This is a genomic window from Chryseobacterium lacus (assembly GCF_003336205.1).
In the GTDB taxonomy this organism is placed as follows: Bacteria; Bacteroidota; Bacteroidia; order Flavobacteriales; family Weeksellaceae; genus Chryseobacterium_A; species Chryseobacterium_A lacus.
Genome location: NZ_QPIE01000002.1, coordinates 131,127 through 156,913, shown reverse-complemented (window position 1 = coordinate 156,913; position 25,787 = coordinate 131,127). Strand labels below are relative to the sequence as shown.

The window sequence follows — 25,787 nt, the reverse complement described above, 5'->3', positions numbered from 1 at the left end:
AATTCAGCCCCAGCCTTCGCTCCACTACTGACAACTCTCATGTTATCACACCGTGGTCTTGGAAGCGAAAATGGCTAATTTTGTTAGGCACAGAATGTTTAATAAAATCCAAAACACCATGAATTTTCCTTCCGATCTCGAAATCGCAGAAAATGCCTCCATTCAACATATTAAAGAAATTGCTCAAAAAATCAATATTGATGATGATGATCTTGAATACTACGGCAAACACAAAGCTAAAATTCCTTTAAGTTACATTGACAAAGAAAAAGTTCAGCAGTCTAAACTGATTTTGGTTTCAGCGGTGAATCCTACTCCTGCCGGCGAAGGAAAAACAACGGTTTCTGTTGGCCTTACAGACGGACTTGCCCGAATTGGAAAAAAGGCTATTGCAGTTCTTCGCGAGCCGTCTTTAGGGCCGGTTTTCGGAATGAAAGGCGGTGCGGCAGGTGGCGGTTATGCGCAGGTGATTCCGATGACCGATATCAACCTGCATTTTACCGGGGATTTTTCAGCGGTGGAAAAAGCCAATAATTTATTGTCTGCACTCATCGATAATAATCTTCAGAATAAAAAAAATTCCCTGAACATCGACCCGCGAACCATCGTCTGGAAACGGGTGATGGATATGAACGACCGTGCCCTGCGGAATATCGTAATAGGCTTGGGTGGTGCTGCTAACGGTGTTCCGAGGGAGGAAGGTTTCAATATTACGCCTGCTTCTGAAGTAATGGCCATCCTTTGTATGAGCGAAGATTTCGATGATTTGAAAGCCAGGCTCGGGAATATTTTCGTAGGCTATACTTTTGACCGAAAACCGGTATACGCAAAAGATTTGAAAGCGGAAGGTGCCATGGCTATTCTACTGAAGGATGCTATAAAACCCAATCTGGTGCAAACGCTGGAAGGAAATCCCGCCATTCTTCACGGTGGCCCTTTTGCCAATATTGCACAAGGAACGAATACCATTATTGCAACAAAAACCGGAATGTCGCTCGCCGATTATGTGGTTACCGAAGCGGGATTCGGAGCAGATCTGGGAGCAGAGAAGTTTCTTCATATCAAATGTCATTACGCCGGATTTAAGCCCGCCGCCATGGTGTTGGTCACTACCGTTCGGGCATTGCGCTATCATGGAGGAGCCAAAAAAGGCGAGTATGAACATCCACAGTATGAGGCAGTGAAAAAAGGAATGGAAAACCTGAGAAAACATATTGAAAACTGTATCAAATTTCAACTGAAACCAGTGGTGGCGATCAATCATTTTTCTACGGATGATCCTCAAGAGATCCAGTATATTATAGATGAATGCCAGGCAATGGGCGTCAAAGCGGTACTGGCAGAAGAATTCGCCAAAGGGGGAGCCGGCATGGAAGAACTGGCAGCGGAAGTAGTAAATGCAACTGAGAATTACGGTAATGATTTTCAACCTTTATATCATATTAAGGATACCGTTGTCGAGAAAATTGAAAAAATTGCAACAGAAGTTTATGGTGCTGACGGCGTCAATTTTACTCCGAAAGCAATGGCCGATTTGAAAGTCATCGATGATCTGGGATTAGGACAGTTGCCGGTATGCATGGCGAAAACACAAAAATCCCTGTCTGATGATGAGAAAAAAATTGGAAGGCCATCCGGATTTATGATTACTGTTCGCGAATTTGAATTTGCTGCAGGTGCCGGGTTTGTGATTCCCATCCTCGGAGATATGATGAGAATGCCCGGATTGCCCAATACGCCGGCATCCGAGCACATGGATATCGACCGTTATGGCAATATTACCGGGCTAAGCTAAGTATTTCATTATTTTAAAACTTCATTACAGAATTTAAATAAACGTTTAATTTTGATTGAATCGTAAATTATTATCCTACAGCAATTTGTGAAATTGTTGATTTCTATCGCCCGGATTTTCACTCTTTTTGGCATAAATATTACAGGATAGACGGGAAACAGTAAGAAAATAAAGTATAATTTAAATTTCAATGTGATGAAAACAATTAAAAAAACCATAATTGGACTTAGTATTATATCCGCTGGAGTGTTAAGTGCCCAGAGTGCCGATATGAGAAATATGATTAAAGTAGGCGCAAACGTCGGAATGGCTGTTCCGCAGGAAAATACTTCCGCAGCAGTAGGGATGGATGTTGCTTATCAGCATTTAGGTGTTCCGGGGTTTGGTTTGGGTATCGCCACCGGATATACGCATTATTTCGGAAGAGAAAATACCGTCAGCGGAATTACCCTGAACAACAACGATTTCGGAGTAGTTCCGGTAGCAGCTCTCATCAGAGTATATCCGAAACAGACCGGATTTTACTTCGGAACCGATTTAGGATACGGCTTTATTGTGGGAGACAATCAGGTAGCTTCCAATGCAGGATCGCCTAACAGGCCTGATGGTGGTTTTTACCTGAAACCTGAAATCGGTTACCACAACAAAGACTGGAATTTTGCTATTCAATATCAGAAAGTATTTACCGGAAGTACCGGTGAAATCGGCAGTCAGAAATATAACGCCGGTTCTCTCGGATTGGGGGTTGCCTACAACATTCCTCTGGGAAGCGGAACCACGACTGCAGAATAAATTTATTACGCAATACACAAAGCCTTTTCAATTTTAAGTGAAAAGGCTTTTTAGTTTACTGAAACATTTTTATCTTTGGATGAAACACTTTTTCCTATGGATGCAATCTCCAAATTTCCGCTCTATCTTCCCGGAAGGGAAAGCGAAAATAATGATCATTTATCATTTATCTCTTCCGATATCCGTCAGGAGAAAACACTGTTGGCACATTGTACTACCCATAACGGACAGGTAATTCTGGAACAGGAAAAACACTATCCCACCAAATCTTATGAATCTTTTTCAGAAATCGTGTTGCACTTCATGAAAGATATCGGAATCTCCGAATTTTCCAGAATTGCAGTCGGAACTCCAGGTCCGGTCATCAACGGACAGTGTGTTTCCATAAGGCTTCCCTGGATGCTGGATGCCGAAAAAATAAAAACAGAAACCGGAATTGATCGGGTATATCTCATCAATGATGTGGAAGCTACCGCATACGGACTGGCAGATTTATGTAATGATTCCCTCACCTCAGTGTATGAATCCGATACGCCAACAACGGGGAATGTAGCGATTCTGGCTCCCGGCGAAGGTCTGGGCGAAGCAGGACTATATTATGACGGGACGTATCTCAGGCCTTTCGCAACTGAAGGCGGACATTCTGAATTTTCTCCCAGAACCAATATCGAAGTAGAGTTTTATCAGTTTTTGAATCAGATTTATGGTATCGTAAGTTGGGAAAATGTGCTCTCCAAAAATGGATTGTTTAATATTTTCCGCTTCCTTAGAGATGAAAAAAGGCATCCTCTTTCCGAAAAACTTCTGGCAAAGCTTCAGGATGAAGAAGATTTCTGCGTGGCCATTTATCGTTCAGTTATCGAAGATCAAGAGCAGATCAGTACCATTACCCTAAATACGTATCTGGAATTTCTTGCGCGCGAAGCCAACAGCCTTGTGCTGAAACTGAAGGCAACCGGCGGCCTGCTCATTGGTGGCGAGCTTCCTTTTCTTTTCAGAGATTATATCGATAAAAACAGGCTTTATCAGAAGTTTATGATTAGCGATAAAATGGAAAGACTGTTGAAAAATATCCCTATTTTTATGATCCCTAATGATAAAATGATCCTTGTAGGTGCTGCGTATTATGCTGCTTTTTCCGAAATTTAATATTTTAATTTAACATAATAGTATAACTCCTATCTAATAACCGGAATGGAGGCAAATATTGCTGTTCCGACTGTTTCTTATCATTATTATAGAGATTTGAGTAAAAAGAAACAAATTATTACATAGAATTATTATATTTGTTTATTGATAAAAAAGAAAGAATGAAGAAATTATTTTTACTGACATTGTTATTATTCAGTGTGACAGTTGTATTTGCACAAAGAAAAAAATCAAAAGGAGTTCAGGTTTCAAAAGTACAAACCTCCGATATAAGATGGTGGGGCTATAAAGTCGTCAAATCTGAAGCGACTTCGCATACCGGATTTGTAAAGTTGAAAAGCGGTAAGTTTTACTTCACTGATAAGGTGCTAACCGGAGGCGATTTTGTGATCAATATGAGAAGCCTTACCAATACAGACCTGACGGGAGAAGATCAGCAAAAACTGACTGAACACCTCAGAAGTTCAGACTTTTTTGAAGTGAAAAGATATCCGGTAGCGAAATTTACCATTACTAAAATCCTTCCTTCTAAAAACTTGGATTATAATTATTTGGTGTACGGAAATCTTACATTGAAAGGGATCCGAAGAACCATTTCTTTCCCTGCAAACATCCGGACAAATGACCGTTTTGTATCGTTTGAATCAGCGAAAATTACCCTCGACAGACAGAAGTACAAAGTCTTCTATAAATCAGCCGTGAGAGATTACCTGATTAAGGATGATATCGACATTCAGATTAAAATGACCGCCAACTAAAAAGGTGAACATCAATACAGGAGCAGATATTTTCTGCTCTTTTTTTTGTCCTGATATGAAGAAAATGAAACTGTATATCATCAGTGGTTTGGGCGCTGATTTCAAAATACTGGAACACCTGAAATTTCCTGCTTATCTGGAACCTGTGTTTCTGGATTGGCTCATTCCTGAGAAAAATGAAACGCTGGATCATTATGTCCTGAGAATGGCAAAGAAAATAGACGCTTCGGAACCGTTTTGTCTTTTGGGATATTCCTTCGGCGGAATTATCGTACAGGAAATTCACCGCATTTTCCCTGCAGAGAAAGTGGTTATTTTGGGAAGCATCCGTTCACACAAAGAAAAAGCGGGGCTTCTTCGCGCAGCTGCACTTACAAGAATTGCAGATTATCTGCCGGAGAAACTCTTCACTTCCACTTTTACAGAAAACCAGTTGATTGCCAAAATGTTTGACTCCAACAATACAAAGCTGATGGAGTATTTCACGGTTCGCGATCCGTATTACCTGAAGTGGGGAATCGCACAGATATCCGCTTGGAAATCGGAAGAAAGCCCGGAAGTAATCCAGATTCTAGGAGACAGAGATCAGATTTTTCCTATTGCTGCTTGTCATCCCGATTATGTTATTAAAGGTGGAACCCATCTCTTTCCGGCAACACGCCATCGCGAAGTTTCTGCCGTGCTGGAGAAGATTTTCAACAGTTAATTCTGTATTTAGCTTTCATCTTATTGTGTTATCTTTGTTATTCATATCAATATTATGGAATCTATCAGTGTATTTGAAATTATAAAAGTAGGAATCGGTCCTTCCAGTTCCCACACTATGGGTCCGTGGAATGCTTCAGGATTGTTTCTGGATCAGATCCGCAGATCTCAGGGCATTGCTGAGGTAAAAGAGGTGTTCGTGGAATTTTTCGGTTCATTAGCTAAAACGGGAATCGGGCACGGAACCGATATTGCCGGTATGCTCGGGCTTTCCGGAGAAGATTTCAAAACGATAGATACCACTACTGTGGATGAAAAAACAGAAAAGATTAAATCTTCCGGACAGCTAAATCTGGGTGGCGAAAAAATAATTCCTTTTATTTATGGAAAACACCTGATTCTAAACAAAGAACAGACGCTTGAGTTTCATCCGAACGGAATGATTTTCAAAGCGGTTTTCAATAACGGAGAAATTCTGGAGCAGGATTATTATTCCATTGGCGGCGGATTTGTGGCCACAAAAGAAGACAATACGATGTCGGACCTGTGTATCCGGACCTTGTATCCGTGTCATAAAGGGGAAGATATCCTTAAAAATGTCAATAAACTCAACTTGGATAAAATTTCAGATCTTGTCTTACTGAACGAAGAAAGCTGGCGTCCTGAAGAGGAAACCCGAAGAGAGGCTTTATATATCTGGGAACAGATTCGGGAATGTATTTATAAGGGCGTAAACAAGGAAGGGGTGCTTCCGGGCGGACTGAATGTTACCCGGAGAGCCGCATCGCTGAACAGCAGACTTTTGGGGGATAAAACTTACAACACTCAGGAAGAGTGGTATCAGCTGGTGCAGGAAGCCGACGAAACCTTTACCACCATCAACAAATGGGTGTCCTGTTTTGCTTTAGCCGTGAATGAGGAAAATGCCAGTTTTGGCCGCATTATTACCGCTCCCACCAACGGAGCAAGTGGTGTGATTCCGGCAGTGTTGATGTATTCTCAGGCGTTCACTCCGTATAAAGGTGACGATAAGATTGTCCGTTTTCTATTGGTTGCCGGTGAAGTCGGAACTTTATTCAAGAAAAATGCTACTATTTCTGCAGCGATGGGCGGATGCCAGGCGGAAGTAGGAGTGTCTTCCGCAATGGCGGCAGCAGGACTTACAGAAATTATGGGCGGAACTCCGGCTCAAGCACTGATGGCAGCCGAGATTGCCATGGAGCATCATTTGGGAATGACCTGCGATCCGATTGCCGGACTGGTACAGATTCCGTGCATCGAAAGAAATTCTATGGGTGCCATCAAGGCCATTACCGCCGCTAACATCGCCATAGAAAGTGATCCGGCAAAAGCAAGGGTTTCTCTGGATGAAGTTATTCAAAGTATGTGGGAAACGGCGCAAAGCATGAGTTCGCGCTTTAAAGAAACTTCAGAAGGCGGCCTCGCCATTGCCGTGAATGTGGCGGAATGTTAAATGTTATCCGGGCGGTACTTTTCGGACTGGAAAAATCTCTTCTGAAGTATCTTCAGGAGGGATACATTGTGAAATTTGGAGATCTTGGAACCTTCCGCACTTCGCTGAGCGGAATAGGGGCTGATACCGCTGAAGACGTCATCGCTGCCAGCGTAACCAAAAAGCGGATCATCTTCTCGCCATCTCCTCTTTTGAAACGTACGGTGGCGATAGCCCCGGTAAAAAAAGTTCAGGACGTGTAGTACCACGACCTGAACAGATGATTGGAATGAGTCCCGGCAAATAACCGGGGCTTTTTTGTGGTCTAAAGATACCTATTTTCCCCGGATTTTCGTCCGTACAAAATATTTTTTCGTCCCTATGGATTTGTTATTTCATCCTTACGGAATATTTTTTCGTTTTAATGAGCTAATATTTTTGTACTCATGAAAAGTTTTGAAGGTGAAAAAGGCTGTTTTTCACCTTTTTGGTGCTAATTTTCATGTTTAAAAACTTGCTTTTTTTAGTTAGGTTAGCATTTCTTATAGATATTCGCTTTTTTACCACTGTTTTTTGAGTAAAAGATTTTGCGTTATTGCGGAATTTTATTACCTTAATTTCTCTTAATAAGTGAGCGTAATCCCTGCACCCCAGCTCATATCGCTGTCGTAGTGGGTTGAGATTCCGATATTTTTTGTGACGATATATTTAAGACCTGCCATATATTCTTTGTCGGTATTGACCATGAATGCCCCGCGCAAACGCGCAGTCAACGGAATGTCTTCACGTTTCAGCTGGAACCTTACAATTCCGTCTGTAAATATTTCTGCCTGCAGGTCCACCAACATCGGGAGTTTATACATGATACCAGCGCTGAAAGTTTTTCTTTCATCTTTAGTAGATGCCTGTCCAAAAAGGTTTTTTTCAATATTATTCCTGTCAATCTTTCTATAATGGTAGTTAAATCCGATAAATGGTTTCAGCCACTGCATACGGTCCACATACCTGCCGAGTTGGGTTTCCACCTCGTAGCCGTGATGGGGATTGTAACCTAAACGCCATTCTGTTCCCAATTCCCAGCGGGCATTTGAGATCCTCGCCATCCCGTCGTTACCATTAGTAGCAAAATCGTTTTCGGCCATAAGGTGCCACATGTTACTTTCGCGCTGGAGCTTTTTGTAAGCTGAAGCTTTATCGGGCAGCAAAGGATTCTGATAATCACCAACAGCAAAAACACGGTTCATCCCCGCCATCATGTGATAGAGGATGTGACAGTGGAAAAACCAGTCCCCGTCAGTTTTAGCTTCAAATTCGATGACATTAGTTTCCATCGGCATAATATCCAACACATTTTTGAGGGGTGCCTGAACTCCATTTTTGTTGAGTACCCGAAAATCAAAACCGTGCAGGTGCATCGGGTGACGCATCATTGAATTATTGAATAGGGTAATGCGGAGAATTTCGCCTTTTTTTACCAATATTTTGTCAGATTCTGCCAGGACTTTATCGTCCATGCTCCATATGTAGCGGTTCATGTTTCCCGTAAGGGTAAACTTGAGCTCGCGCACGGGACTGTCTTTCGGGAGTGAAGTGTCATAAGGCGATTTCATCATCCCATAATTCAATGTGGTAATCCCGGAAGCAGGCATCTGATGCTGTGAGTGATCCATTTGCGCATCGTTGTTGTCCATCTTGTCCATCGGCATTGCTGCATTATTTTCAGCACTAATTTCAGGATACATCACCTGATTCATATCCATCGTCTGATAACTCATCTTCATGCCCATATCTTTCATGTCACCGTTCATCTTCATCATGTTGTTCATCATCTTCATCCCTTCAAAGTATTTGAGTTTGGGTAATGGATCATGGGATTTCGTAGCTCCTTCTCCAATAAACACTGACGCAGATTTTGTGCGGTCTTCGGGCGTAACAAGGAGCTCGTAGGAGGTGTTTTTTTCAGGAATTTCCACTACGATATCCACTGTTTCAGAAACTGCCAGAATAAGACGGTCCACTTCTACCGGTTCAATGTCCAATCCATCACTGGCCACTACTTTAATTTTTCCTCCTGCATAATTGAGCCAAAAATAGGAGGAAGCACCGCCGTTGGCAATTTGAAGCCGCACTTTGTCACCGGCTTTGTATCCTGCGAGCTGGCTTTCTATTTTACCGTTAATCAGAAAGGCGTCATAATAAACGTCACTCACGTCCATGGCAAGCATCCGCTTCCATTCGTTGGTGAGTTTTGTCTTAAAGTGTCCCTCTTTTATGGCTTCTGCATAACTTTGAGTACTGCCTTTTTTTATTGCGAACCAGTCATTGGCGTTGTGAAGCATCCGCTGAACATTATTGGGGTTCAGGTTTGTCCACTCGCTCAGGATAAGGTGCTCTGTGGGCAAATCATCAATCCCCGGCCGGAAAGTAGGATCTTCGGGACGTTTTTTCAGAATCATCATCCCATACATTCCAATCTGCTCCTGCAGGCCAGTATGTGAGTGATACCAGTGGGTTCCGTTTTGGATGATCGGAAACGAATACGTGTAGGTTGAATGTGGTGGAATGGGTTTCTGGGTAAGCCAGGGAACCCCATCTTCTTTATTTGGAAGATGAAGACCGTGCCAGTGCAGAGAAGTTTCTTCGTCCATTAAATTATGGACAATCACTTCCGCCGTATCGCCCTCATAAAACTCCAGCTTTGGCATCGGAATCTGCCCGTTTACGGCAATGGCGCGTTTCTGTTTGCCCGCGAAATTTACCAGGGTGTCTTTCACATAAAGATGGTAGGTCACTTTGCGTCCGCCTTTTAGGTGCTTTTCGGGCATGGGCATGACCATTTTGTGTTCACCATGTATCTGCATGTTTCCGTGTGCAGAATGATCTTCTTTTTTTTCTTGAAGGACCAGATTCATACCGCACTTGGGACACTTTCCGGGTTTGTTCGATATCACCTCGGGATGCATCGGGCAGGTGTACATCTTTTGCGCTTCTTCATGCTGATGCGCATCTGAAGTTTGATGTTCCGGGGTTTTGCCGGTAGCCTGATGCCGGCCGCTTTCCTTCTGAGGGACCAAATTCATACCGCACTTGGGACACTTTCCGGGTTTGTCCGAAACCACCTCGGGGTGCATCGGACAAGTGTACATCTTTTGCGCTGCTTCATGCTGATGCGGAGCAGGTGTTGAATGTTCCGGCGTTTTGATGCTCGCTGGGTCTTTCGGTACTGCTTTAGTCTTTGGCATCACCGGTTTTTTAACTTCCGTTACCGTCTTTGTTTTTGCAGCGGTAATTTCAGGTTTCTTACCCGTAGTTTTTTTAACTACGGTGGCCTTTTTAGGAGCGGGCGCGGATTTGGCCGCCGTTTTTTTCTCAGTAACGGTTTTCTTCACCAGGGTCATACCGCAAATGGGGCAGTTACCGGGTGCTGATTTCACCACCTGCGGATGCATCGGGCAGGTGTAAACAGTTTTGGTGCTCTGTGAATACGTATTTATGGATATTGCCACAAACATTAAGAGCGATAGTAGGTATTTCATTTTGTGATTATTTAATTTTTAACAAACTTGCATTAATGGCAACCACTATGGTGCTTACACTCATCAAGACAGCGCCCACCGCAGGACTCAACAAAAAATTCGGATAGAGTACACCGGCCGCCAGCGGAATGGCAATTACATTATAACCCACCGCCCAAATGAGGTTTTGTGTCATCTTGCGATAGGTGCGTTTGCCAAAATCTATCATAATTGCAACATCCCGTGGGTCGCTGTTTACTAAGATAATATCAGCAGTTTCAGCGGCAACATCAGTTCCGGATCCGACGGCGATCCCAACATCCGCCCGAGCCAGTGCAGGGGCATCATTCACACCGTCTCCGGTCATGGCCACGATCTCACCTTTGGCCTGATATTCTTTTACTTTTTCCTGTTTATGATGGGGAAGCACATTGGCCAAAAATCCGTCCATCCCCAGTTTATTGGAAACCGATGCTGCGATTTTTTCGTTATCGCCTGTTAACAGGAAGGATTTTATTCCCATTTCCTTAAGTTTATCGATAGCCTCTTTGGAACCTTCACGAATTCTATCTGCGAGGGTGATAATCCCTATAACCTTGCCGTCAATAAATACATAATTTACAGTTTCTGTATCCTGATCGATTTCTGGGGGCATAGCGGGTATGTCCATTTTGTTTTCGGTGAAATAATTCGGGCCTGCTGCAACAACTTCTTTTCCGTTTACCTTTCCTTTTACGCCAATTCCCTGCATGTACTGGAAGTTTTCGGATTTCCATAACTGAAGTTCTTTTTCTTTGAGAAGATTTATCATCCCTTTTGCAATGTGGTGCTCGGAGTTTTGCTGTACCGCAGAAGCGTACTGAATAATCTCATCTTCGCTAAAATTATCCAAAGCAATTATTCTTTGTACCGCGTGTGACCCTTCGGTCAAAGTTCCGGTTTTGTCGAAAATAATGGTCGTTAGATTACGGGTCATCTCAAATGCAGTCCGGTTTCTAATAAGCAAGCCATTGGTTGCAGATAGGGTAGTTGAAATGGCAACCACTAAAGGAATTGCGACTCCCAAAGCGTGCGGACAGGCAATAACCATCACGGTAACCATTCTTTCCATCGCGAATGCCAAGTCTCCATTTACGCTATACCAATATGCAAATGTGCCTACACCTACGCCGATCGCAATAAAAGTTAGCCACTTGGCCACTTTATCAGCAAGGTTTTGCGTGTTCGATTTGGCGGCTTGGGCATCCTGCACCAGGTTGATCACCTTATTTAGATAGGTATCTTTTCCTACACCTTTTGCTCTGATTTTCAAGGCACCGTCTCCATTAATGGAACCGGCGATCACTCTGGCTTTGGTTTCCTTTTTCACCGGAACACTTTCGCCTGTAAGCATACTTTCGTTTACATAGGATAGCCCCTCGATCACGTCACCATCTGCGGGTATTTTCTCACCGGGCTTTATAATTACGATGTCGTTGTTAACCAATTCATCCAGCCTTATTCTATATGCTTCCCCGTCTCTTTCTACCGTCACTTCATTGGGTAAAAGGGCTACCAAAGTTTGAAGGGCTTTGGATGCGGCCATTTGCGAACGCATTTCCAGCCAATGCCCGAGCAGCATGATCACGATAAGCGTAGCCAATTCCCAAAAGAAATCCATTCCTTGAAGCCCAAAAACCACTGCGGTGGAATAAAAATAGGCTACAGAAATAGCTATGGCTACCAAGGTCATCATTCCAATCGCTTTGGCCTTGACTTCGCCGATCATTCCTTTGAGAAACGGCATCCCTCCGTACAGGTAAATTAAAGTCCCAAGGGCAAACAGTACGTATTTATCGCCGGGAAACTCCAAGCTGAAACCAAGCCACTTTTGAATCATGTGTGAAAGTGCCAGAATAGGGACAGTAATAATTAAACTGATCCAAAATCGTTGCAGGAAATCGTGGGTTTGATGGCCTTCGTGTTTATCGTGTAAGTTTGCTGATTGTGGATCATCGCCGTGGTGATGGTGACTGTAATCGTGTTTTTCGTGTATACCGAAAGGAACTAAGGCCATTCCACATAATGGGCATTTCCCAGGCTCATCTTTGAGTATCTGGGAGTGCATGGGACAAGTGTATTTTTTCATATTTATTTTTTTAATCGTTAAACTTCTGCTATTTGAAGATTATTTTCGGTTTTCCAACTCTTGAATTTTAGCTTTCATTACAGCAATTTCCTCCTCTTGTGCTTTGATAATTTCAGCACCCAATTTTCTGACTTCCGGATCAACCAAATTACTTTCTTCGACCATCAAGATTGCACCTGCGTGATGGGGGATCATGGACTTTAGGAACTGCATATCTCCAACGGCGGTCTGCTGCCGAATTCCGGACCAAAACAGCACCATCGACAACACACCGACACCCATCAGGACTTTGTTGAGTTTTTTATTGGGATACATCTTTCCCATTAACAGCAGTTCGATGATCAACATAGGAGAAGCCATTAGTCCGGCCATATAAAACTGATTGATATTGGGAATCACATTGGCTAACCGATCAACCATCGCATACATTAATATAAACATGGATAGGAAGGAAATGAGAAGCATCCAAAACAACTTTTTGTATGCCCCGCTGTGATTCATTTTTCCATGTTTTGCCCCGTCATCAGATGGTGTGTCATGTTTAGCGTGATTAGCAGTTGCTGCGTTATGGTTGCCGGTGTCCTTTGGACTGTTTTGAGAATTTTCCATGTTCCATTTTTTTTAGGTTAATCGCTATAAAACAATAGGTTAAATATTTGTTGTCTTGGTTTATCGGTTCATAAATTATTTAAAATAAACTGCACTCTTTCTGCGGGAGGCAAAACCGGCACAAAAACGATAGGGAAACCGAGGTTGGAATATGCTTCTATTAGTAACTGATGAATTACTTTTTGATCGTCCTCATTTTCGGTTCTCGCATAGTCTTTGGTAAAAGGCAATCGGTCTAAAATAAAGATTTTTTTGTAGGAAACCCCGTTGACGGCATTAAGTAACTTTTCATCATAATCCAAGTTTAAAAATTGATAATAAGCCATTGCGTCCGGGATAGCCCTGTCCAAAAAAACCATATCCTCCTTATTGAGCGATCCTTCTTGGGCAATCTGCATATCTAAAACGCCTAATTGAAATTTCTTTTTATTACGCCTGATTTCTTCAACAGAATTTCCTTCATTTTGCATTGTATCAATATAATGTCGTGCATGTTCTATTGTCGTTTGATAACCTTGCTTCTGAAGCAAATCAATGGTCGTTGTTTTCCCGGTACTGGGTCCGCCAGTGATCACATACCATTTGGTCTCCTTTGAATTCTTGATTTTACTGTTCATTATACTTATCCAAATTATAGTTCTTCAATATCATAGAGCTGCGGTATTTGTGCATCCCAGCCATAAGTTTCGTTGATGGCTTGCAATAATGCTTCTGCACCTTCTTTCTCACCATGTACGACGAAAATTCTTTTCGGTTGGCTGGTTATTTCATTCATCCATTGTATGAGCTCATTATGGTCTGCATGGGAAGATAAGCCTTCAATTACTGCTACTTCCATATTAAATGGGATCCATTTTCCGTATACTTTTACTTCTTTCTCGCCCTCCAATAATTTTCTTCCCCGAGTTCCTTCCGCCTGGTATCCCACAAATAGCAGCGTGTTTTCAGGGTTTTGCGCTTGAGTTTCAAGATAATTGAGCATTCTGCCCCCGGTGAGCATCCCGCTGCCGGCGATAACAATTTTTGGTTTGTTGTCGGAACGCAACTCCATGGTTTCCTGATAGCTGCTGACCACCGTGAAATGATCGCACATTTCATCACATTCGTCGGTTGTTAACCGGTGCCAGTCTCTGGTACGGTGAAACAGATCCAATATGCTGGCTCCCATTGGACTGTCCATGATCATCGGTACTTTGGGTATTTTATTTTCTTTAAGTAACCTCCATAAAATAAGCATCATCAATTGGGCGCGTTCAACAGAAAAACTTGGGATAAACAGGCTGCCACCTCTGTTGATAGTATCATTGACTAATTTTTCAATCTGCGGAATTGCCTCTACTTCATCAGGATGAAACCTTCCTCCGTAAGTTGATTCTATGAGAAGCACATCTGCCTTTTGGGGTTTAAGGGGTGGAAACAACAATAAATCATTGGTCCGTCCAATATCTCCCGAAAAAACAAAGCGTTTGCCATGGACATCCAACTCTATAAAAGTAGCACCTAAGATATGCCCATTGTACTGAAATCGGGCACTGATGCCCTCAAACAACGGAATCCACTGTGATGGTGGAACCTCCTTAAAATGGGAAATGGTTTTTTCTACATCTTTTAAATCGTACAGCGGCTCTGCGGGTTTGTGCTTGGAATAACCTTCCTTATTGGCTCGCGCTGCCTCCTGTTCCTGTATTTTAGCACTGTCGTTCAGAATGATTTCGGCAATGTCCAAAGTGGGGTTAGTCCCATAAACAGGCCCCTTAAAACCATATTTCACCAGCCGGGGAAGGTATCCTGTGTGATCAAAATGGCCATGAGTCAATAAAACGGCATCAATGCCTGAAACGTCCACAGGCGGATATTCCCAGTTTTTAAGCCGTAATTCCTTTAACCCTTGAAAAAGGCCGCAGTCTATTAAGAGTTGATGATCTCCTGTATCGATTAAATATTTGGAACCCGTTACTGTTCCTGCAGCTCCCAAAAAATGAATGATAATCTTAGTGTTTTTCATTGGTCAGATTGTTTTAATGTTGAATGCATAATTCCTTTGCGTCTTCTACGATATTTTTATGGCGTGCTTTTGAAATGCCGATTTTGTTTAAGACCTGCGGGTGTTCGTAAATTTCTCTACAGAGGACTAAACCCAGGTCTAATAATTTTGTTTTCTCGTTTTTGGTCAGGGTTGTTAAAGCGGTTAATGGGTGCAAACCGGATTTGTCTATTCGCTCTTTTAAACCGTTCCCAAAAGGATAGTCCCAACTTGCCATCAGCAAACCTGCACATTTTCCGTATTGCGTGGCATCAGAAGTAAATCTTGTATTGGTGTACACGCCTCCTTTAGAGATTTTCCCGTCGTTACCTTTTTGTTTTTTCCATTGTTTTTCTACATCCAGAAATCTGGAATTGACATATAAAGGAATTTTTACATTGCAGAATCTTCCCTGGTCACTATGGAATTTACATTCAATAAAATAATGCTGGTCATCTTTGTCCGCGATGACGTCGATCTCATGCGACACGCAGTGGCCCGACACTATAACCCCAACCTGAGTTGAAAATCCTTCATGTGAGAGTAATTTACCTACTAAGTTTTCGAAAGGAAAACCCGTGGGGCCCAGTTCAAAGAGTGCATTTTTAAGTTTGTATTTTGAAGCGCTCACGCGGGAGTGTTTTTTTAACAAATCAAAAGCAATTTTATAGATCCTTGTAGTGGTCATGCCTTCATAAATCGTGGACTGAACCTGACTAACAATCTGCTGAATAATATCTTCCGAGGCATGCGCGCGCCTAAGCGAGTTAATGAGTTTTTCCACATCAAATGCGGCAATATCTCCGGATTTTTTTACGATGTTAATGAGACTGTTCATTTTTTAAATTTTGTTAAGACTTACGTTATGCAACCGTTATCTCATGATCGAGATAAACATTCTGTACCATTTGTAATAAGTTCACACCGTCTTTAAACGGGCGTTGAAACGCCTTCCGACCCATTATTAGTCCAGAGCCGCCAGCTCTTTTGTTGATGACTGCTGTCGTAATAGCCTCCATGAGGTCTGACTCACCTTTTGAATCGCCGCCGGAGTTAATTAATCCTATTTTGCCCATATAACAATTCGCTACCTGCAACCTGCAAAGGTCAATAGGGTGGGGAGTTGTTAATGTCTCATACATTGCGTCATCGTATTTACCGAAATTAATGTTTTTAAATCCATAATTATTTGTCGGTAATTTTTGTTTAATAATATCAGCTTGAATTGTTACTCCGATATGATTGGCTTGTCCCGTTAAATCAGCTGCTGTGTGATAATCCTCTTGCGTCGTATTGAAGGCCTCATTGCGTAAATAGCACCATAGTATAGTGGCCATACCCAGATTGTGAGCCTCATCAAATGCCTCGGAAATTTCTTTGATTTGTCTGTCGCTTTCTTCCGAACCAAAATAGATGGTTGCTCCTATGGCAACTGCCCCCATATCCCAGGCGTTTTTTACTTTTCCAAATAGCGTTTGGTCATATTTATTTGGAAAACTTAGTAATTCATTGTGACTAATTTTTATCATAAAAGGGATTTTATGTGCATATTTTCGGGCATATAGAGCTAGCCCCCCAAAAGTAGAGGCCACACCGTTACAACCAGCTTCGAGTGCAAGTTTTAAAATGTTTTCAGGGTCGAAGTAGTCCGGATTTTTATAAAATGAGTATGCTGCACTATGTTCAATACCTTGATCAACGGGAAGAATGCTCAGATAACCCGTGTCGCCAAGATTACCATGACCGTAAAGTTGAGCGAGACTCCGCAGAACTTGCGGGTTTCTGTTACTATCGCCAAAAACCTTTTCCAGACTATATTTACCGGGAGTTTGAAGTTCATCTTTTGTGATTTTTTCGCAAACATGATCCAGATAATAGGATGCACTATTGCCCAGAAGTTCGATAATACTTTTATTAGCTTTCATTTTTAATAGAGTTTTAATTTGTTCCTAAACGTTTATTTGCTTTGGAAATAGAGGGGTAGTCTTGTAATAGCTGTAAATGCTACAACATTATTACCAATCATACTAAAGAACATTATTATTTCTCGGGCAGCGGTTATGATTTTTCCTAAGCTTTTAAAAATTAATTATTGCTATCATTTGCCATCTCAAGTTGATTTTAATTATAAGTAACAGTAAAGTAATCCCCGCCCTCTTGCTTAAACAACTGCTTTTGTAACAAACCAGAAAGTGATAAATATTCCGTTACGTCATAGTTGATTGTTCTTACCCGAACCCCCATCAGGTAAGCCTTAATGGAAATTTTTTCGCTAATCTTAAGGTTGTTATTTTCTTTAACGAGCACCCTATTGATGACCTCCACATTGTTTCTTGACCCTAAAAAATTAAGAATGCCCGTTTCGACATACATTGTCAGACTCATATTGCGCACCATATCATTAGGCTTTAGGGCATATAACTTTTTAAAGTCGCCGGATTTTACGGAGACCCGAACCTTCCTCTCTTTGGGAATAATTGCAAAAACCGATAACAGTACATCGGCTTCTCCAGGCCTGCACTCGTAAGTGGTCGTGTAGGTTGCTTCTAACTTCTGAGCTTCGTCATAAAGTTCTGTTTTGATAGTTACAAAAGAAGACTGCCCGCGCCGGGTTATTTTACCTGCGGTAAATATTTGCTTCCCTATAAGTTTTCCTTTTTTGTCAAAACTTTCTCGATTTATTTTTTTGCCTTCTATTTGCTCAATCACCATCGCTTTGTCTTGAGCTTTTATTAACACAAAAGGAATTGCAAGCAGAAAGAAAAATAATATACCGTAAATTGATTTATTCATATTCCATTTTTATCTGGTAAGTTATTTGTACTGCTTGCCAGCTAATAAAATCTTTGTTTTACTCCAAGGCTTTCGTTGGTCTTTTTTATTGACTTCTCAGCGTCTGGTTCTATTCCCGCCAATGCACGTATAGCGTCAATGGTTTCGGGGATTACTATAGCCTGGTTATCTACTATGTATGCATAAAACAACTCATCCCCAACTACTTTCAGCATATCTTTCCACACTGCTACTTCATACATATCTCCATAAGGGCGGCCTATTGCAAGCATTAATTCCTTAACTGTATTATTAGCTGCTAACTCATCGCTGTATTCAATCATTGCAATTCTGGTAGATTTATTGAACGCATCCAAAACTTCTTCCTTATCGGTTTTTCTGGTCAACTGTACATTCCAGTAATGTAGATGGCTTAACGTTTCCGGCACTTTAACTGCCGATGTGATAACGTTAAAAGAGGGGTCAACAGATTGCGCATCCGGTCCCTGATGGCTGGGTATATCTTTTTCGGGAACCAGGGTATTCATAATCCCGGTCAAATGGCTTTCCCATGGGTCGGTTGCACGACGAAGTAAAGTGCCTCTTGCTTTTAAGAGCAAGCCTGCATTCTTCAGTGCGGTTAGTGTTCTTACAATGGAAGTAGTGTTACAGGAAACTACTCTTGTAGCATCAAGGTTAATTGCAGTTGCATAATTATTTTCGGCACTAAAGGAATGACCGGTTGCTTCATGCTTTTCACCTCCTTGTAAGATAAACTTTTTACCAAGTTTTTTATAAAGCTCTATATTTTGAGCCGCAATTTTTTTGGGCGTACAATCCACAATAATATCTGAGGATGCAAGCAGATCGTTCAACGTGCCTGATGAATTTATGCCTGCTTCGTTCATCTTTGTTTTAAACATGTCATCGGAAGCAAACACGGGATATTTTTTCAATACTGCCATTTGAATGCGCCAGTCTGTTATTACATCGCATACACCTGCCAGTTCCATATCTTCTTGCAAATGCACCGCATCGGCAACCCGTTTGCCAATGACACCATATCCGTTAATGGCAACTCTTATTTTTTCCATAATATATATATTTAGCTTATCGATTAAATTAAAAGGTTTCCGATGTGTATTTCCTTTAATATTCTGTTTATGGCATTCCACCAGTTTCAAACCAATAGCTTATTCCATTAGGGCCTTTGCCAACCGGGATTGTGTGGATCACTTTTTGACTTGCCACATCAATCACAGAAACGGTATTATCTATAGTATTTGTTACAAAAACTGATTTACCATCGTTGCTTACTACTACACCGTGAGCCTTCTTACCAACTTTAATGGTACTTATCACTTTTGCGTTTGGTATGTCTATTACATAAACCTCGTTTGAAACCGGCCTGCCCAAGAGTTCACCCTGGTCTGCTACATAAAGTAATTTACTATCCGGGGTTGCGTACAACTGAATAGGGCCCTGAGCGGTGCCAGGTAATGGTATTCTTATTATTTGGCCATTTTTAAGGTCATACTGTATCACCTCTTTTGTATCGTACAAAGAGACGAAAACAAATTTATCGTCACGGGTAACGGCTACCTGTGGAGCTATACCACCAAGAGGGATATCAGTTACTTTACCATCAGCTATAGTAATGACAGACATACTTTTTCCGTCCATATTGGCTACATACAATTTGCCATTAGCGTAGCGTAAGCCATGAGGTGCATGTTTTTCTCCTAAATTAAATTGCGTACCACTTGATAGGTCGTTGCATCTACTTGTATGACTTCATTCGTTTCACCTGCGGTTACAAATGCATTCTTTGATTGATCGTCTAAAACCACATGGGCCACGTGTAGATCTTTACCTAACAGCACACGCTCTTTTATTGTACCGCTGTTTGGGTCAATAACTATTAAGTAATTTGTTTTACTGCTGTGCATACCTGCTGGCGCCACCCAAACAGATTTTCCATTGGGGGCCACCTGCACATAATTTGGTCGTTAGGATGTAGATAAAAAGAGTGGCAATCATTAAAATCACCACCCGTTTTAAATTACGCTGCCATTTTCCGGCATTCTTCGGCGCATTTTCTACAAGCTTCTGCACATTCACGGCAATGATCCATTCCATGTTGTGCATGTTTTTCACATTCTGCAGCACATGCTTCACAGATGTCGGCACAAATGCGGCAAATTTCTTTTGCTTTGTCGCTGCCGAGGCTCATTAACTGTGCTGAGGCATAGCAGATCGCTGCGCATTCCATGTCTAACTGAATGCATCTCGCCATCATTTTTACATCTTCTTCCTCAGTGCATGATGAAGCACAGTGATTACATATTGCAGCACATTTTAAACATGCTTCAATACAACTTTGGTACGTGTGATAACCTGTCATAATTGTTGGTTTTTATGTTAATAAATAGGTTGGTTTTTTCAATAAATATGCAGTTCCTGCGCTGATCCTGTCGCAATCATAAGTGCGTTTGATCAGGCAAGCTATTGCTGGCTACTTTGATTTTTTTAAAAAATTTATTTGCTTCTTTTACTTAGTTTTCAGCGGAGCATTTCTACCGTTATCGTTCACATCGTACTAACATTATACTTGCCCGCGCAGTTCATACTTTTCAACAGCAACAGGAGCCACCAGACTTTTTTAAATTCTCATCTACGGAAGCGCCGGCAATACTATAACCTACTTTCGCCAAGGCTTGCGTTAACTGCGCTGTATTAATCGATTTCTCTGCTTCAATAACTGCGCGTGGTGGATGCAGACTCGCTTTTACATTCTGTACGCCATCAATTTCTTTCAACGCTTTTTCGACATTTTTAACGCAGCCTTCGCAGGACATTCCTGTTATTTCAATTTGTTGTTTCATTTTGTTTGATTTTATTCTTTTATATATTGTTACTTTCCAACTATCCGTTTTACAATACGTTCTGTGAGCCTTACTTGGCCAAACTCGTGTTGCAATAAAATAGTTTTTTGAAAGCGAGCTGGTTGTAATTACTACTGTAAAAGTACAAGTTTCTTAAACGGATGTTCTGCATAATTTTCGTTAGTTTCTATATAATTTCGCTTTGAAAAAAAGGCCAAGTAACATCAAAACTATACCTGAAGTTTATCGAGAGTTGCGCAAACGTCCCTGTGATTGCCGTTTCTATTTCGCAACTATTTCCTATTTATAATTTCATACGCCTAAGTTCTAAGGTTAACTAATTTCATCATAGGGTCTCCGATTGGATAGTTCAGCATTTTTGTACTCCGTCATGCTCTCTCCGGTAACTTCTTTAAACTGTCTCGAAAGATGGTTTACGCTGCTGTAATCCAGGAGATGCCCTATCTCTGAAAAGGTGTACTGCCTGAGCTGAATAAGTTGTTTTACTTTCTCTATTTTTAAATTAATAAAATACTTTTCCACTGTTGTATTTTCAAGGTGCGAGAACAGCTTGCTCAATGATTTATATTCATGGTTGAACTCTGCGCTTAAAGTTTGAGATAGGTTTACTGTGGAATCAAGAGGGAGCTCTTCTATTTTACAAAGCAAAAAATGTTTAATTTTTTCGACGAGCACTTCCTCTGGACTATGGATTATTTCAAATTTATTGGTATGGAGAACGCTTTCAATTTTCTCCATAATTTCATTATGATTACCGGCCGTCTCGTCGATTACCAATACTCCAAGTTCAATTGACGAAACGTTAACCTCCAGTTCTTCAAGCTCTTGCTTAAGCACTTTTAGGCAACGGCTGCAAACCATGTTTTTAATATTTAATTTCATCACGTTGTTATTAATTTGTTGATTCTACAGCATGGTATTTTCCGATCCTTTTTTATTTTAAACGGCCATTTCTGATACTCTAAAGACCAAAGTCGAGGGTAATTTCTGATGTTCTGCGTTACTTACTATATTCGTTGTCACGAAAAAAATCTAACAGTTCTTTTTTTTTATCTGCTGATAATCTGGCGTTTCCGTGCATCATGCGGTAAGATTTTAAAGGCATTTCATCTTTTTCAATCTGGCTGATGATGCTTTTTATTTTTGCTTTTTTGCGTCTTTTTGAATAATTATTGAACTCATCAAAATTGAGTTCTTCTTTGCCTTTTTTAATATGCCGGGCCATGAACCACGCGCCCGGCTGTAATTCCGAATACCAGGGATAACGGGTATTATTTGAATGACAGTCATAGCAGGAAACTTTAAGGATTGCAGCCACGTTGGCGGGCACCTTTTCGGTTCTTTCAAAACTTTGACCTGCCGGCACGGTGGAGACATTACGCTCCACCGGTATGAATTGAATGGTTAAAACAACCGCCACTACTATCACCGACAGCCAACCTATGATATTCAATTTTCTCATATTACATGGTGCTCATATCGTGACCTGCCATCGGATCGACTCCTTTCTTGAATATGTATTCACTGTTCAGCAGATAGGCCCCGGAAACCACTACTTCGTCCCCCGCCTTAATTCCGGATGTGATTTCTATTCTGTCTTCATATTCCAGACCTGTTTCCACCATTCTGTTTACGAAAGTGTTCTTCGCTGTTTTCACCCAGACGGTGGAGGATTTCCCATCCCTGATCACCGCATCTACAGGCATTGAAAGTCCATCACGTGATTTGTTTTCCACAAGAACATATACCGGCATGCCGGGTTTCAGCAGATTTCCTTTGTTGGGCACGGAAATGCAAACCAGATTTATCCTGCTGGAGGCGCTTATTTCAGGGTTTGTAAAATCAACCTTCCCATTAATCTTCAAATTATCCAGATCGGGAATATATACGGTGACCTTGCTGTCTTTCTGAAGGAGAGCCATTTGGGAAGAATACACCTGCGCCTCTGCCCAAAGCGATGAAAGATCTGCCAGATTCACGATGGTGCCGCCTTCCGCAAGATAATCACCTTCAGCAATGCTCAGATCGGTGATGTACCCGGCTGCATTGCTGAACACGGTAGTGGTGGGCGTGGCTTTTCCTGATCTTTCCAGCTGTTTGATCTGGCTTTCGGACATTCCCCATAAATAAAGCTTGTTGCGGGAACTTTGGAGCAACTGATCAAAATCAATGGAAGTATTACCGACGAACAGCTTGCGTCTTTCTAATGCCAGCAAATATTCCTGCTTTGCATTATTGAGTTCTTCACTGTAAATATCGACCAACGGCGCCCCCTTCGGAACAAAATCGCCAATGTTTTTATAATACAACCGTTCAACTCTGCCCATTACTCTGGAACTTACTGCCTGCATTTGGTACTGATTAAAATTGAGTGTTCCAGTCAGGGTAAGTTTGTCGGCCATAGACCCATCAGATAGCGCGACTGTTTTGATATTCCCAAGTTTAACCTGCTCGTCATTCAAGATAATTTCATTGGGATCAGCATTCTTTTTCTTCTCGACAGGCACCAAATCCATGTGACAAATGGGGCATTTTCCGGGTTTATCGGAGACTACCTGCGGGTGCATGGAACAGGTGTAGTAGATATCGTGGCCGGCATGCGGATCTTCCTCCTTTTTACAGGAGTAAAGAAAAACCAGCAAGGCCAGCATTAAAATATTAAATTTCATCTTATCAATTTTTATCTGTTAATTTTTATGAAACTTTCGCTGTCCATCAGGTACTGTGCATTTTCGGCAACTCCATCTTCAGGAAGCAAACCACTGACGATCTGAATTTTATCGCCTACCACCGCGCCGGTAACAACCTTGTGGGCAATAAAACCGCCTTCAACTTTTTTGAACGCAATTTTATCAATCCCCAAAGAAACCACCGCTGATTTCGGCAGCCAATCTGCCATTCTGTTGTGGCTCATAATCTCCGCTTTAACCTGACTTCCGACAGGAATTTTTGCGGTGGAATTATCAAAATAGACGCGCGCTGTTACGGTTTTGCTGCCCTGCCTGAAAAAGGGTTCAATAAAACCGATGATTCCTTTGAAGCGATTTTCAGGATTGGCTTCCGGGATGATCATGACTGACTGTCCTTTGCTGACCAATGCAATGTCTTCAGAGAAAATATTGATCAGGGCCCAGGTTCTGTTGGGATTGTAGACACTGAAAATATTCTGTCCTTTCTGGAGATACATTCCCTCTTTTAGGGGTAGTTCAGCGGTGGCTGCCGTATTTGAAGCCATTGCGGGTGCAGATTGTGGTGATGACCCCATGCTTCCGGCCGATCCTGCCTGCTGAATGTGTCCGCTGTAATTGCTGAAAACCGGAACTGTTAGATCAGGTTTCCCTCGCTGGATGACTTTCTGTATCTGTGAAGCCGGCATTCCCAAAAGAAGGAGTTTCTGGCGTGAAGCATCGATCATTGTTTTGTTTGAGCGGTCATTTTTAATAACGAAGAGCAGGTTTTGCTGTGCGGTTAAAAGTTCCGGGCTGTATATATCTAAAATACGCTGCCCTTTCGACACTTTCTGGTATTTATACCGCACATAGAGTTTCTCGATACGGCCCGCAACGCGTGAGGAAATACTGCCAATCTGTCGAGTATCGTATTCTACCGTCCCTAAAGCATCAACCGTGGTGGGTATGTTTTCTCTTTTTACTTTTATTACGGGCTGTTCCGACACTACAAATTCATTGGTTGGTTTCAGCAGATCGTCGAGTTTAATCCCCTCTTCCTTTTTTTCAGGGGCATCTTTCAGGACCAAATCCATCCCACATTTGGGACACTGACCGGGTTTGTCTGAGATCACTTCCGGGTGCATCGGACAGGTATAAGTATGCATTGCAGCTTCTGCCGAGTGCTTATCTTCCCAGAACTTAACTTTGTCACACGCCGTCAAACCAAATAAAAGCATAGTGAATATTATAATTTTTCTCATCTTCTTTCAATTAAGCGGTCAATTTCAGTTTGCGTCTGCAGTGCTTTGGTCAGGATCTCGAAATATTCCAATTGGGTCATATTCAGCTGTTCCCAGGCATCGTACAACATGAAGAGTTCTTCCGTATTCTGCTCGTAGCCCAACTGCATGGATTTGTAGTTGTTTTTTAAAGCTGGAATGATGGTGTCTTCATAGAGTTTGAGCTGATTTTTATTCAGGTCCAGTTCATTGCGCATTCCGTAGGCCATTCCACTGTATTCGTTCACCATCATTTCTTTCTGTGCCTGCAAGGCTTCTTCTTTCAGTTTGAGGCTTTCAATATTGGCTTTATTCATGCCCGAAGCCCACGAAACAAACGGCAGCTTTGCCATCAGCATCAGAGAAAACTGCATGGGCTGGCCACCAAAACCGAACATATTTTCGAACTTAACGCCGAATTCCGGTCTCAGATTCTGTTTTTCCAGATCCTGCTTCAGTTTGGCAATATTGATTTCCCGGTCGATGCCGCGGAGATCACTTCTGTTCTGATAAAAGAGATCCTGACCAAAAGTCTCGAGAGAGTAGTCATTCAGGTTGTATTCGGGCTCAATCTCCAGCGGTGCGAACGCGTCTCTTCCCATGAGGGCATTCAACCGGATGCGGTTGACGCGCAGGTCATTCTCATACATGAGCTGCATGTTTTTTGAACTTCCGAGGGCCGCTTTGGCTTTGTAATAGGCGGATATTTTGGAAAGTCCGTTTTTGTACCGGATTTCGGCGTTTCTAATCATAAAGTCCAGCATCTTTTCGTTTTCCTTAACGACCTTCAGCTTTTTATCCAGGACAATGGAACTGTAATACAGTTTTTTTGCATCCTGAAAGTTTTCATTGAGGGCGGCATAAAGTTTTTCCTTTTCTACAGCAGACATTGCCTTCATCAGATTTTCGTTGGCGTTGAGTTTCTTTCTGTTAGGAAACATCTGTTCCACCGAAACTGCTACTGAGCCCATGCCGAGCATATCGCCGTCGCGCTGCCAGAGTTTTGCATTATAGGGCGTCATGAAGAAACCTGCTCCTACGGTTGGAGGCATCCAGCTTCTTGCTCCTTTTGCGGCAGCATCCATTGACCGGATTTCGGCATTGTACATTTTTACCACCGGATGGTTGGCTGCGATACTGTCCATTACTGCGGGCAGGGACATTTGCTGAGCATCAATGGTAGTGTAAAGGAAGGCCAGTACTGCTGTTATTATTAATTTTTTCATTTTGTAA

The 25,787-nt window shown here is 42.0% G+C and carries 25 protein-coding genes; 7 read left to right on the top strand and 18 right to left on the bottom strand.

Going from position 1 to position 25,787, the window contains the following annotated elements:
• Nucleotides 1–118: 118 nt before the first annotated feature.
• The 7 genes from DQ356_RS02775 to DQ356_RS02745 all read left to right on the top strand — a co-directional run bounded on the left by DQ356_RS02775 (nucleotide 119) and on the right by DQ356_RS02745 (nucleotide 6,915).
• Nucleotides 119–1,795, top strand: a complete 1,677-nt coding sequence (locus tag DQ356_RS02775; RefSeq protein ID WP_114303147.1) for a formate--tetrahydrofolate ligase — start codon at nucleotides 119–121, stop codon at nucleotides 1,793–1,795.
• A gap of 195 nt (nucleotides 1,796–1,990) precedes the next feature.
• A complete protein-coding gene (locus tag DQ356_RS02770; RefSeq protein WP_114302941.1) occupies nucleotides 1,991–2,587 on the top strand; it encodes a hypothetical protein in 597 nt (198 codons plus the stop codon).
• A gap of 96 nt (nucleotides 2,588–2,683) precedes the next feature.
• Nucleotides 2,684–3,736: a glucokinase gene (locus DQ356_RS02765; RefSeq protein ID WP_114303146.1), complete on the top strand. Its 1,053-nt coding sequence runs from the start codon at nucleotides 2,684–2,686 to the stop codon at nucleotides 3,734–3,736.
• Between the two features lie 161 nt (nucleotides 3,737–3,897).
• On the top strand, nucleotides 3,898–4,494 hold the full coding sequence (locus DQ356_RS02760; protein WP_114302940.1) for a YceI family protein: 597 nt from the start codon (nucleotides 3,898–3,900) through the stop codon (nucleotides 4,492–4,494).
• Nucleotides 4,495–4,558: 64 nt separating this feature from the next.
• Nucleotides 4,559–5,200 carry an alpha/beta hydrolase gene (locus DQ356_RS02755; RefSeq protein WP_114303145.1) on the top strand — a complete coding sequence of 214 codons (642 nt, stop codon included), beginning with the start codon at nucleotides 4,559–4,561 and terminating at the stop codon, nucleotides 5,198–5,200.
• Between the two features lie 54 nt (nucleotides 5,201–5,254).
• Nucleotides 5,255–6,673 (top strand): L-serine ammonia-lyase, encoded by a 1,419-nt coding sequence (locus tag DQ356_RS02750; RefSeq protein ID WP_114302939.1) that lies wholly within the window; start codon nucleotides 5,255–5,257, stop codon nucleotides 6,671–6,673.
• A complete protein-coding gene (locus DQ356_RS02745; RefSeq protein WP_114302938.1) occupies nucleotides 6,667–6,915 on the top strand; it encodes an HU family DNA-binding protein in 249 nt (82 codons plus the stop codon). Before DQ356_RS02750 ends, DQ356_RS02745 begins: the two co-directional genes overlap by 7 nt.
• Nucleotides 6,916–7,275: 360 nt before the next feature.
• Here DQ356_RS02745 and DQ356_RS02740 read toward each other — a convergent pair whose 3' ends face one another.
• From DQ356_RS02740 to DQ356_RS02655, 18 genes are all read right to left on the bottom strand, one after another.
• Entirely contained in the window at nucleotides 7,276–10,188 is a 2,913-nt protein-coding gene (locus DQ356_RS02740) for a multicopper oxidase domain-containing protein (RefSeq protein WP_394337237.1), read from the bottom strand.
• 7 nt (nucleotides 10,189–10,195) lie between these two features.
• Nucleotides 10,196–12,295, bottom strand: a complete 2,100-nt coding sequence (locus DQ356_RS02735) for a copper-translocating P-type ATPase (RefSeq protein ID WP_114302937.1) — start codon at nucleotides 12,293–12,295, stop codon at nucleotides 10,196–10,198.
• Between the two features lie 39 nt (nucleotides 12,296–12,334).
• Nucleotides 12,335–12,904 (bottom strand): DUF305 domain-containing protein, encoded by a 570-nt coding sequence (locus DQ356_RS02730; protein ID WP_228420612.1) that lies wholly within the window; start codon nucleotides 12,902–12,904, stop codon nucleotides 12,335–12,337.
• A 68-nt stretch (nucleotides 12,905–12,972) separates the two neighbouring features.
• The gene (locus DQ356_RS02725) at nucleotides 12,973–13,521 is read right to left on the bottom strand and encodes an AAA family ATPase (RefSeq protein ID WP_114302936.1); all 549 of its coding nucleotides are present in this window, start codon (nucleotides 13,519–13,521) and stop codon (nucleotides 12,973–12,975) included.
• Nucleotides 13,522–13,535: 14 nt separating this feature from the next.
• Nucleotides 13,536–14,909, bottom strand: coding sequence for an MBL fold metallo-hydrolase RNA specificity domain-containing protein (locus tag DQ356_RS02720; protein WP_114302935.1), 1,374 nt, complete (start codon nucleotides 14,907–14,909; stop codon nucleotides 13,536–13,538).
• Between the two features lie 13 nt (nucleotides 14,910–14,922).
• Nucleotides 14,923–15,765: an ATP cone domain-containing protein gene (locus DQ356_RS02715; RefSeq protein WP_114302934.1), complete on the bottom strand. Its 843-nt coding sequence runs from the start codon at nucleotides 15,763–15,765 to the stop codon at nucleotides 14,923–14,925.
• Between the two features lie 25 nt (nucleotides 15,766–15,790).
• Nucleotides 15,791–16,852 (bottom strand): class I fructose-bisphosphate aldolase, encoded by a 1,062-nt coding sequence (locus DQ356_RS02710; protein ID WP_114302933.1) that lies wholly within the window; start codon nucleotides 16,850–16,852, stop codon nucleotides 15,791–15,793.
• Nucleotides 16,853–17,048: 196 nt separating this feature from the next.
• Nucleotides 17,049–17,720: a hypothetical protein gene (locus DQ356_RS02705; protein ID WP_114302932.1), complete on the bottom strand. Its 672-nt coding sequence runs from the start codon at nucleotides 17,718–17,720 to the stop codon at nucleotides 17,049–17,051.
• 41 nt (nucleotides 17,721–17,761) lie between these two features.
• On the bottom strand, nucleotides 17,762–18,793 hold the full coding sequence (locus DQ356_RS02700) for a type II glyceraldehyde-3-phosphate dehydrogenase (protein ID WP_114302931.1): 1,032 nt from the start codon (nucleotides 18,791–18,793) through the stop codon (nucleotides 17,762–17,764).
• A gap of 67 nt (nucleotides 18,794–18,860) precedes the next feature.
• Entirely contained in the window at nucleotides 18,861–19,367 is a 507-nt protein-coding gene (locus DQ356_RS02695) for a YncE family protein (protein WP_166413043.1), read from the bottom strand.
• 74 nt (nucleotides 19,368–19,441) lie between these two features.
• Nucleotides 19,442–19,690, bottom strand: coding sequence for a YncE family protein (locus DQ356_RS02690; RefSeq protein WP_147267608.1), 249 nt, complete (start codon nucleotides 19,688–19,690; stop codon nucleotides 19,442–19,444).
• Nucleotides 19,691–19,761: 71 nt separating this feature from the next.
• Nucleotides 19,762–20,103: a four-helix bundle copper-binding protein gene (locus tag DQ356_RS02685; RefSeq protein ID WP_059333872.1), complete on the bottom strand. Its 342-nt coding sequence runs from the start codon at nucleotides 20,101–20,103 to the stop codon at nucleotides 19,762–19,764.
• A 229-nt stretch (nucleotides 20,104–20,332) separates the two neighbouring features.
• On the bottom strand, nucleotides 20,333–20,584 hold the full coding sequence (locus tag DQ356_RS02680; protein WP_059344219.1) for a heavy-metal-associated domain-containing protein: 252 nt from the start codon (nucleotides 20,582–20,584) through the stop codon (nucleotides 20,333–20,335).
• Nucleotides 20,585–20,917: 333 nt separating this feature from the next.
• Nucleotides 20,918–21,487: a helix-turn-helix domain-containing protein gene (locus DQ356_RS02675; protein WP_114302928.1), complete on the bottom strand. Its 570-nt coding sequence runs from the start codon at nucleotides 21,485–21,487 to the stop codon at nucleotides 20,918–20,920.
• A gap of 118 nt (nucleotides 21,488–21,605) precedes the next feature.
• Entirely contained in the window at nucleotides 21,606–22,067 is a 462-nt protein-coding gene (locus DQ356_RS02670; protein ID WP_114302927.1) for a heme-binding domain-containing protein, read from the bottom strand.
• 1 nt (nucleotide 22,068) lies between these two features.
• Nucleotides 22,069–23,274, bottom strand: coding sequence for an efflux RND transporter periplasmic adaptor subunit (locus DQ356_RS02665; protein WP_114302926.1), 1,206 nt, complete (start codon nucleotides 23,272–23,274; stop codon nucleotides 22,069–22,071).
• Between the two features lie 11 nt (nucleotides 23,275–23,285).
• Nucleotides 23,286–24,536 carry an efflux RND transporter periplasmic adaptor subunit gene (locus DQ356_RS02660; protein ID WP_228420610.1) on the bottom strand — a complete coding sequence of 417 codons (1,251 nt, stop codon included), beginning with the start codon at nucleotides 24,534–24,536 and terminating at the stop codon, nucleotides 23,286–23,288.
• Nucleotides 24,533–25,780: a TolC family protein gene (locus tag DQ356_RS02655; RefSeq protein WP_114302925.1), complete on the bottom strand. Its 1,248-nt coding sequence runs from the start codon at nucleotides 25,778–25,780 to the stop codon at nucleotides 24,533–24,535. Before DQ356_RS02655 ends, DQ356_RS02660 begins: the two co-directional genes overlap by 4 nt.
• Between the last annotated feature and the right edge of the window lie 7 nt (nucleotides 25,781–25,787).